The organism is Streptomyces sp. IBSBF 3136 (assembly GCF_036815105.1).
In the GTDB taxonomy this organism is placed as follows: Bacteria; Actinomycetota; Actinomycetes; order Streptomycetales; family Streptomycetaceae; genus Streptomyces.
The window spans coordinates 1-4,618 of the sequence record NZ_JAJSZC010000370.1 but is presented as its reverse complement, the minus strand read 5'-3'; the positions used below and the strand labels follow the sequence as shown (position 1 = coordinate 4,618).

2 protein-coding genes are annotated in these 4,618 nt (G+C 77.2%); both read left to right on the top strand.

Going from position 1 to position 4,618, the window contains the following annotated elements:
• A partial coding sequence (locus V7E45_RS38900; RefSeq protein ID WP_333779009.1) for an SDR family NAD(P)-dependent oxidoreductase occupies window positions 1-1,477 on the top strand: 1,477 nt, incomplete at its 5' end.
• 1 nt (window position 1,478) lies between these two features.
• Window positions 1,479-4,618, top strand: a 3,140-nt coding sequence (locus tag V7E45_RS38895; protein WP_333779008.1) for a beta-ketoacyl synthase N-terminal-like domain-containing protein, incomplete at its 3' end; no start/stop codon positions are given.

Below are 4,618 nucleotides of genomic sequence, written 5' to 3'. Positions count from 1 at the left end.
CCCGGGCGAGGCGCCGAACCGCTGCGACCTGCGTCCCGTACCCCTGCCGCCCCCTTCCGCCGACCCCGCGACCGTGCTGCGCGGCAGCCGGTTCGTCCTCCTCGGCGAAGGCGGGGGAGCGGCGGCGGAGCTGGCCGCACGGCTGCGCGCGCACGGCGCCGACGCCGTCGTCGCCGACCGTACCCGTCTGCTCGGCGAGCCGGACGGCGGGGCCGACGGCGTGCTGTACCTGGGCGCGCTCCCGGGCCCCGAACTCCCGGTGCTCCCGGAGGCTTTCCCCGTGATCAGGGCGGCCCTCGCCCGCGCCCCGCGCACCCTGCTGGCCGTGCAGCCCGCCGACGGCACGCAGGCGACGCGGTCGGCGGGCCTGCACGGCCTCTTCCGCACGGTCGCCCGCGAGTACCCCGGCACCCTGGCCCGGCTGGTCACCGTCCCCGACACCGCCCCGGGCGCCGTCGCCGACGCCCTGCTCGCCGAACTGCTCGCCCCGGAACCGGCCCCCGTCGTGCGGCGCACCGCCACCGGCGGGCGGTACGGGCTCGAACTGGTCCCAGCGCCCCTGGGGCCGCTGGGCAGCACCGGCGCCGGACCCGCCGGTGACGGTGCCGCCGAGGCCGCCGCGCTCGGCCTGGACCGGGACTCCGTGGTGCTGCTGGTCGGCGGCGCCCGTGGCATCACGGCACGGTTCGCCACCGCGCTGGCCGCGGCGAGCCGCTGCCGCGTCGAACTGCTCGGCCGTACCCCCGCGGCCACCGCACCCGAGCCACCGGGGACCGCCGCCGCCCGCACCCTCGTCGAACTGCGCGCCGCCCTCGCCCGGGACGGCTCGTCGAGCCCGGCGGAACTCAACCGCTCCGCAGAACTGATCCTCGCGCAACGGGAGATCGCCGCCACCCTCGCCGAACTCAACGCCCTCGGCAGCGAGGCCCGCTACCGCTCGGTGGACTTCCGTGAACGGGACGCGGCCCTCCAGGCGGTCAAGGAGATCCACGCCGAACACGGCCGCCTCGACGGGGTCGTCTTCGCCGCCGGAGTGATCGAGGACCGGCTGATCGCCGACAAGAGCACCGACTCGTTCCGACGGGTCTACGGCACGAAGACCGCCGGGGCCGCCGCCCTGCTCACCGCACTGGCGGACCTGCCCCGCGGGCCGGCCTTCACCGTCCTGTTCGGCAGCGTCGCCGCCGTCCTCGGCAACCGCGGGCAGGCCGACTACGCCGCCGCCAACGACGCCCTGGAACGCCTCGGCACCGACTGGGCCGAGCGGACCGGCCACCGGGCGCTCACCGTGCACTGGGGCCCCTGGGCACCGGCCGGGCGGCACGGCGGCATGGTCGGCGAGGAACTCGGCCGGGAGTACGCGCGCCGCGGAGTACGGCTGATCGACCCGGACGAGGGCACCGCGGCCCTGCTCCGCGAACTCGCCTGGGGCGACCGCTCGGCGCGCGCCGTCGTCTACACCGCCTCGGGCTGGTGAGATGACGCAGCTCCGAACCCCGGTCGCCGTGGTGGGGATGGCGGTACTGCTGCCCGGCGCCGCGGGCCTCGACGCCTACTGGCGCAACCTGCGCGACGGCGTGGACGCGATCGCCGACGTACCCGAGGGCCGCTGGGACGCCGGCTACTACCACCCCGGCACCGCCGCCGAGCCCGCCGTCGCGGACCGGATCTACTGCCGGCGCGGCGGATTCGTGGACGGACTGGCCGAGGTGGAGGTGACCCGGTACGGCATCATGCCCGCCTCCGTGCCGGGCGCCGAACCCGACCAGCTGATCGCCCTGGACGTGGCCGCCGCCGCGCTCGCCGACGTGGGCGGCGTCGACCGGCTGCCCGAGCGGCACCGGATCGGCGTGACCCTGGGCCGCGGCGGCTACCTCACCCCCGGCCTGGTCCGGCTGGACCAACGGGTGCGCACAGCCGGACAACTCGTGCGCACCCTGAGCGAGTTGCTGCCCGAGCTGTCGTCCGCCCAACTGGACCGGGTGCGGGCGGCGTTCACCGAACGGCTCGGCCCGGACAGCCCCGACTCCGCGATCGGCCTGGTCCCCAACCTCGCAGCCTCCCGCATCGCCAACCGGCTCGACCTGCGCGGCCCCGCCTACACCGTCGACGCGGCCTGCGCCTCCTCACTGGTCGCCGTCGACCAGGCCGTCACCGAACTCACCACCGGCCGCTGCGACATGATGCTGGCCGGAGGAGTGCACCACTGCCACGACATCACCCTGTGGAGTGTCTTCTCGCAGCTGCGCGCCCTGTCCCCGACCCAGCGCAGCCGGCCCTTCCACCGCGACGCCGACGGCCTCCTGATCGGAGAGGGCACCGGGATCGTCGTACTCAAGCGGCTCGCGGACGCCGAACGCGACGGTGACCGGGTGTACGCGGTGATCCGCGGGACCGGCGTGGCCGGCGACGGCCGTACCGCCGGCCTGGTCACCCCCGACCCCGGAGGCCAGGCGCGGGCCGTGCGCCAGGCGTGGGAGGCCGCCGGGCTCGACCCCGCGGCACCCGGCTCGCTCGGGCTGCTGGAGGCGCACGGCACCGCCACCCCGGCCGGCGACACGGCCGAACTGACCACCCTCGCCGACGTGTTCGGACCGGCCACGGACGAGGGTGAGGAGCGGCCCGTGCTCGGCTCGGTGAAGTCGATGATCGGCCACACCATGCCGGCCGCCGGTGTGGCGGGTCTGGTGAAGGCCGTCCTAGCCCTGCACCACGGCACCCTCCTGCCCACCCTGCACTGCGACGAGCCGCACCCCGCCCTCGCGGCCACCCGCTTCCGCACCCTGACCCGGGCGCGGCCCTGGGAGACCGGCGCTGCCCGACCGGTCCGCCGCGCCGCCGTCAACGCCTTCGGGTTCGGCGGGATCAACGCCCACGTGGTGCTGGAGGAGGCACCGGGCCGCCGGCCGGCGCCCCGCCGGGCCCGTACCCTGACCGCCGAGCCGGAGCGCATCCTGCTGCTCGCCGCCGACGGCGAGGACGGCCTCGCCGCCCTCCTCGACCGCGACGACCACGCGGTCCTCGCCTCCGGCCTCGCCCCCGAACGGCCGCACCCCGACGCGGGCCCGGCGCGCCTGGGCGTCGTGGACCCCACCACCAAGCGGCTCGCCCTGGCCCGCCGCGCGGTCGGCAGAGGCCGTGCCTGGCAGGGCCGCAACGACGTCTGGTTCCGCAGCGCCCCGCTGCTCGGTCCGGGCCGGGGCGGGCTCGCCTTCGTCTTCCCGGGCCTGGAGAGCGACTTCACGCCCCGCGCCGACGACGTCGCCGCCCACTTCGGCCTGCCCCCGCTCACCCGCGCGGACACGGACGTACGGGTCGGTGACGTCGGACGGCACGGTTTCGGGGTGGTCGGTGTCGGCCGGCTGCTCGACGCCGCGCTGCGCCGGATGGGGGTCGCACCGGACGCGGTCGCCGGGCACAGCGTCGGCGAGTGGACCGCCATGGCGGCGGCGGGACTGTACGCGGACGCCGACGTCGACGCGTTCATGGCCGGGTTCGACCCGGACGCGGTGACCGTGCCGGGCCTGGCCTTCGCCGCCGTGGGCGCCTCCGCCGACCGGGTCGGCACCGCCCTCGCCGACGCCTGGACCGGCACCGGTATCGTGCTGTCCCACGACAACGCGCCCCACCAGTCGATGGTGTGCGGGCCGGACGAGGCGGTGCAGCGGTTCGCCCGCTCCTTCCGCGCCCAGGGCGTGCTCTGCCAGGTGCTGCCCTTCCGCTCCGGCTTCCACACCCCGATGCTGGAGCCCTACCTCGCCCCCATCGAGGAGGCGGCCGGCCGCTTCCGGCTGCACCCGCCGACCGTGCCGGTGTGGTCCGGCACGACCGCTGCGCCCTTCCCGCGCGACGAGACGGCGGTGCGCGAGCTGTTCGTACGGCACCTGCTGGAGCCGGTGCGCTTCCGCGAGCTGGTCGAGGCCCTGTACGCGGCGGGACACCGCGCCTTCGTCCAGACCGGACCCGGACAGCTCGCCTCCCTCGTCGACGACACCCTCGGCGACCGCGACCACCTCGCCGTCGCCGCCAACTCGCCCCACCGCACGGGCATGGCCCAGCTCCGCCGGGTCGCCACCGCCCTGTGGACGGCGGGGGCCCACGTGGCACCGGCGGTACCCCGCCCGGACGCCGCCGTCCACGCTGAGGCGGCCCGGCCGGAGGCCGCCGTCCAAGGTGAGATGTCCGCCCCGGACGTCACCGTCGACGGTGAGGTGCCCCCTTCAGGCGCCGCCGCCCGTACCGCGGTGCGCGGTCCGGACGCCGCCGCGCCCGCACCACCGTCGCGCCCGCCCGTCCGCCTCGACCTCGACGGCGCCCTGGTGTCCCTGGCCGGACCCGACCTGGAGGCCCTGCGCGCGGAACTGCGGCCGGACCGTGCGGCGTTGCGCACCTCGCCACCGGCCCGCCCGGGCACGCCCGCCCTCGACGACCTCGCCACCCGGTTCCCGGCCGCCGCCGAGCTGACCGCCCTGCTGCGGGACACCGCGGACACGGCGGCGGAACTGATCCCGGCGGCCGACCGCCGGTCCGGGCCCCCGCCGGCGTCCGCCGGCCGACCCGAGGGCGCACCGGCCGCTGCCGGCGTCGCCTCCCGGCGGGCCACCGCGTCGGTAAGCCC